Below are 4,021 nucleotides of genomic sequence, written 5' to 3'. Positions count from 1 at the left end.
AGAAGAGAGCGACTATCGACATACCCGTGACAATGGCGCGAGGAATGGTCCGTCTCGGGTTCTGCACCTCACTGGCCGGGAACGTTCCCATCTCGAACCCGGCATACGCCCAGAAGACCAGGACCAGCGCAGGGGCCGCGTTCTGCAGCCCGAGGGGGAGCAACGGGGTGTAGTTCCCGAGGAACGTCTCCGGCCGGACGATGAGGACGTAAAACCCCGCTACGATGAGGAGGAGGAGCGGGGAGAGTTTGATGAGCGTGAGAGCGTCGTTCAACCGTCCGGCCGCCCGGACCCCGACGATGTTGACGAGCGTCAACGCTCCGACGAAGATCGCTCTTGCGGCGACCTCTGCAGCCGGGGCGAGGGGGATGAGCGCCGCAAGATAATTGGCGAACGCGATGGCAAAGACCGGGAGCGCGAGGAGTTCGGCGATCCACATGCTCCAACCGGCAAGAAATCCGTAGAAGTCGTCGAACGCTTCCGAGACGTATGCGAACGGTCCGCCGACGCGGGGAACATAGTAACTGCAGTAGGCGAAGACCAGAGCGATCGCCGCGGCGCAGACCGCGGCCACCGCCCAGAGGACGATCGAGAACGGGCCGACAAGGCCGGCCGTGAGGGCGGAGGCGATGTAGATGTCGGCGCCGACGATCGCCCCGACGATGAGGTTTGTCAGGTCGAACTGGGAGAGTCCCCGCTTCAACGCCATCGTCGCGGGAGAGAGACCGTGACGGCGATAATGGTTCCGCGTCGATCGGTGGGTACGTCCGGCAGGTGTTCATCGAACTTGCGCGTGGACTTGCGGATGCGACCTTTGATGGCAGGCATCTTCCGGACAACCCATGAGGGTGGTTTCGCAGGCCCGGGCAAACCCTGATTACTCCGGGAGATCATAGAGAAATTCTGGTGTGTACAGATGAAGTTTCGGGTTATCGTCAGGGAAGATCCGGAAGACGGCGGATACGTTGTGAGTTGCCCCGCAATTCCCGGGTGCCACTCGCAGGGTGAGACCGTTGAAGAAACCCTCGAGAACATCAAGGATGCCATCTCCGGATGTATTGAGGGGCTCAACGATCGGGTGACGCAACGCCCCGGCGAACGACTGGCTGATGTTGCGTTGTAATTCAGGGGAAAATTACCGGTTATATCAGAAAAAGAATCTGTTAAGGCCTTTTAAAAGAGGGGCTGGACGGTTGCCCGCCAGACCGGCAGCCATGTTATTATGGCCAACCACACGCATCTGCGGCCCCCTCTCTGTCCCGGCTCATACCGAACTCAAGCGGGGAACGCTGAGATACCTGATCGCCGATGCGGGCATGACTGTCGAGGACTTTCTTTTGCTCCTGTGACTGCTCCCCGCTTAAGTGAGGGCATCCGGGTTTTTTTTGACTGATTCCGCAAGGAGTCCCCGGCGCATCATTCCTCTCCTTCCCGCGGTCATCTTCTTCTTGAGTGCAGTGCCGCAGCCGTGACGAGCAGCGATCCGGCTGCCGTCACGGTGGCAAAGCCGGGGACAGTCGCCTCCGGCATCGGGACCTCTCCGGCATCCAACGTCATTCCGGTGTAAACCGGGCCGTCCATGTACGAGATCACCCACTCGGCCCGCCCGTCGTTCAGCCGGAGATGGAGATCGGTGAGGCGGGCGTCGGGGGAGACGTTTTCTCTGGCGATTTCCAGCGCCTCAGTTTTATTGACGGCGAGATGCTCCTCGTCGAGGACCGTCACGCCCGTGACGGCCCCTGCCTCCACGGTGGCGATCAGTTCTCTATAGGTCGCGTTCTCAGCGACGAGATAGACCTGTACCGTCGTATCGTTCTCCCATTCCTCACCCCAGCGTCCGGGCCCGTACTCCCGGATGAACGCTTCCACGGCGGGGTTCTCCCGCACCTGCGGGTAACCGGCGGAGAGGCCGGCAAGCGGGTCGGGTGCCTCTACCGGGAGGTCCTCGTCGGGGTCGATCAGACTCACCCATACGATGCTCTCAGGGTCCTCTCGTTCGTCGACATCCCGGTTCAGGAACACCAGCGTCTGCGCACCCGGCGTGCCCGGGACAAGGCAGACATAGCGGCAGGTTGCGTTGTAACGCTTCTCGTACCAGCTGGAGAGACCGTGAGTCTGGATGTACTCCATAATTTCGGCGTTTCTCTCTACGTTCGGGTGGACGCCCTGCAATTGCATCAGGGGGTCCCCTCCGGGCACGGGAGGGAGCGTCGGGGTGGGTTCGGCCGCCGTCGCCCCTCCCCCGTCGCCCTCCGTCCGCGTCACCGTGACACTCCCGTCCGGATTGAACGACACCACCTCTCCCGAAGAGTCCGTATTCGCGGGGAAATCCGATGCATTGAAGAAAATGATGTTCGGATACAGTTTTTTCAGAGTCTCCCTCGACAGCGTCACCTCAGCCTGAGGCTCGTACCTGCTGTACTGCGAGAGATCCCGATCTCCGGCCCAGTTAGGGCTCCCGTTCACAATCCCCCAGCGCTGGAGTTCGGAGTCGTTGAGGGGCGGCGTATCCCATTCTTCGGCCGTAACCGGTATAGTGAAAGCAGATGCCGCGAGCAGCAGGACAAGCGCTATTTGAACATTCCTCCATTTCATGGTCGATACTCCCTCAACCGTCCTGATCCGAGACAATGTGGAGATTGACGGTCTCTTAGTTCAAGAGTTACCCCCGGTTGCTAAAGACTTTGTGTGCAATTCAGCTAATCGTTGAAGGACGATTAGACGATTTGCCCATAAAACTTAAGGTATCTACTCGCGAAACCACAGATATCACCATGGAGACCTGCAATGGAAAGACCGACCAATATGCGAAATCCGTCTCGAACGACGAAACGGACCTACCCCCTGATTTTGACGGGCATCCCACAATCCTCTCTCCCTCACGGTCTGTTCTGCCACGACCGTTGTTACGGTGTTTCTCGTCCATGGCGAGCGCGTTCACGGAACAGAAGACTACACCTTCGGATGGTGTTGACGAACCCGGCGGTCAGGTCGCAAGGGCGAAGAGATGAAACACTGGACCCCCGTCGCGTTCGTCATCGCAGGCTGCTTCTTCCTGGTCTATCCGGCGGCGGCCCCGGGGGGCTACACGTTTTCGCCGCTGGACGATCCTCTGCCGGGAGGCGGCCATGACTTCACCGAGATAACGTTCTGGGACCTGCCGCCCCACGCGATGCTCATCAATCTCCTTCTCTTCCTATCCCCCGTGCTCCTCTTCCCCGCCGAACTCTATTACTCTTTCACCATAATGCTGCTTCTCGGCTACCGGCGCATCTCCCGGAAGGATCTGCTCGATCATGCCTCCCGGAAACGACTGTATGAGTGCATCGTCGAGAGCCCGGGGATTTCAATCGGAGACCTGATCCGGATCGCCGGGATCACGAGAGGGGCAGCCCAATATCATCTCTGGCGTCTCGAATCGGTGGGCATGATCGTCGCAACCCGCCGGGGCGGCAGGAGAGGATATTTCAGGACGGGCGCCCTCCCCGGCGTGGTCGACAGGAAGGTTTGCCTTCACTTAAAAGACGGTACCGACCGGAGAATCCTCCTCCTTCTCCTGAAGAACCGCTGTTTCTCCCAACAGGACCTTGCTCTGGCCGTCGGTATCTCGCCCCCCTCGACCTTCTGGCATATGAGGCGGCTCATAGCCGATGGGATCGTCGAACCTCACCGGGAGGGGAAGATGATGAGGTATCTGCTCACGCCCGAGGCCGCGGACTCCCTCAGGGGTGAGGTCAAATGCGATGGAAAGACGACCGCCGGGACGGATGTATGAACTTCTCAAAAAAAAAGACATGCTGGAAAGTGGTGTCGTAATGCAACTTCAAAGGACGTCAAAAGTAGGGAATAGTGACCCCTTCCTTACGTTGTCCCACCCGCCTCAAGGCGGCCTCATCCTTTTCAGGAAGGATGTACTCACTACGGCATAGTGCCGTATGTGTTCGTATAAACTTGTTGAAAACGAGGTGATCCCGAAACACCTCAGCCGGGAGGGGGACGCCTTTCGAAGAACTTCGTTCTT

The 4,021-nt window shown here is 59.2% G+C and carries 5 protein-coding genes; 2 read left to right on the top strand and 3 right to left on the bottom strand.

Annotated elements, in window-relative coordinates; all coding sequences use genetic code 11:
- Positions 1 to 709, bottom strand: a 709-nt coding sequence (locus BP737_RS03680; protein ID WP_342685939.1) for an APC family permease, incomplete at its 3' end; no start/stop codon positions are given.
- 207 nt (positions 710 to 916) lie between these two features.
- On the opposite strand from BP737_RS03680, the gene BP737_RS03675 reads away from it, so the two are divergent.
- On the top strand, positions 917 to 1,123 hold the full coding sequence (locus tag BP737_RS03675) for a type II toxin-antitoxin system HicB family antitoxin (RefSeq protein ID WP_292409780.1): 207 nt from the start codon (positions 917 to 919) through the stop codon (positions 1,121 to 1,123).
- 314 nt (positions 1,124 to 1,437) lie between these two features.
- Here BP737_RS03675 and BP737_RS03670 read toward each other — a convergent pair whose 3' ends face one another.
- Positions 1,438 to 2,595, bottom strand: coding sequence for a hypothetical protein (locus BP737_RS03670; RefSeq protein WP_292409778.1), 1,158 nt, complete (start codon positions 2,593 to 2,595; stop codon positions 1,438 to 1,440).
- 412 nt (positions 2,596 to 3,007) lie between these two features.
- On the opposite strand from BP737_RS03670, the gene BP737_RS03665 reads away from it, so the two are divergent.
- On the top strand, positions 3,008 to 3,775 hold the full coding sequence (locus BP737_RS03665; RefSeq protein ID WP_292409776.1) for a winged helix-turn-helix transcriptional regulator: 768 nt from the start codon (positions 3,008 to 3,010) through the stop codon (positions 3,773 to 3,775).
- A 58-nt stretch (positions 3,776 to 3,833) separates the two neighbouring features.
- Here the strand turns inward: BP737_RS03665 and BP737_RS03660 are convergent.
- Positions 3,834 to 4,021, bottom strand: a 188-nt coding sequence (locus BP737_RS03660) for a hypothetical protein (protein ID WP_342685938.1), incomplete at its 5' end; no start/stop codon positions are given.

The sequence above is a fragment of the Methanoculleus sp. UBA291 genome (assembly GCF_002499755.1).
GTDB lineage: Archaea > Halobacteriota > Methanomicrobia > Methanomicrobiales > Methanoculleaceae > Methanoculleus > Methanoculleus palmolei.
The sequence above is the reverse complement of the archived record's forward strand: the minus strand, read 5'-3'. Positions and strand labels throughout refer to the sequence as shown.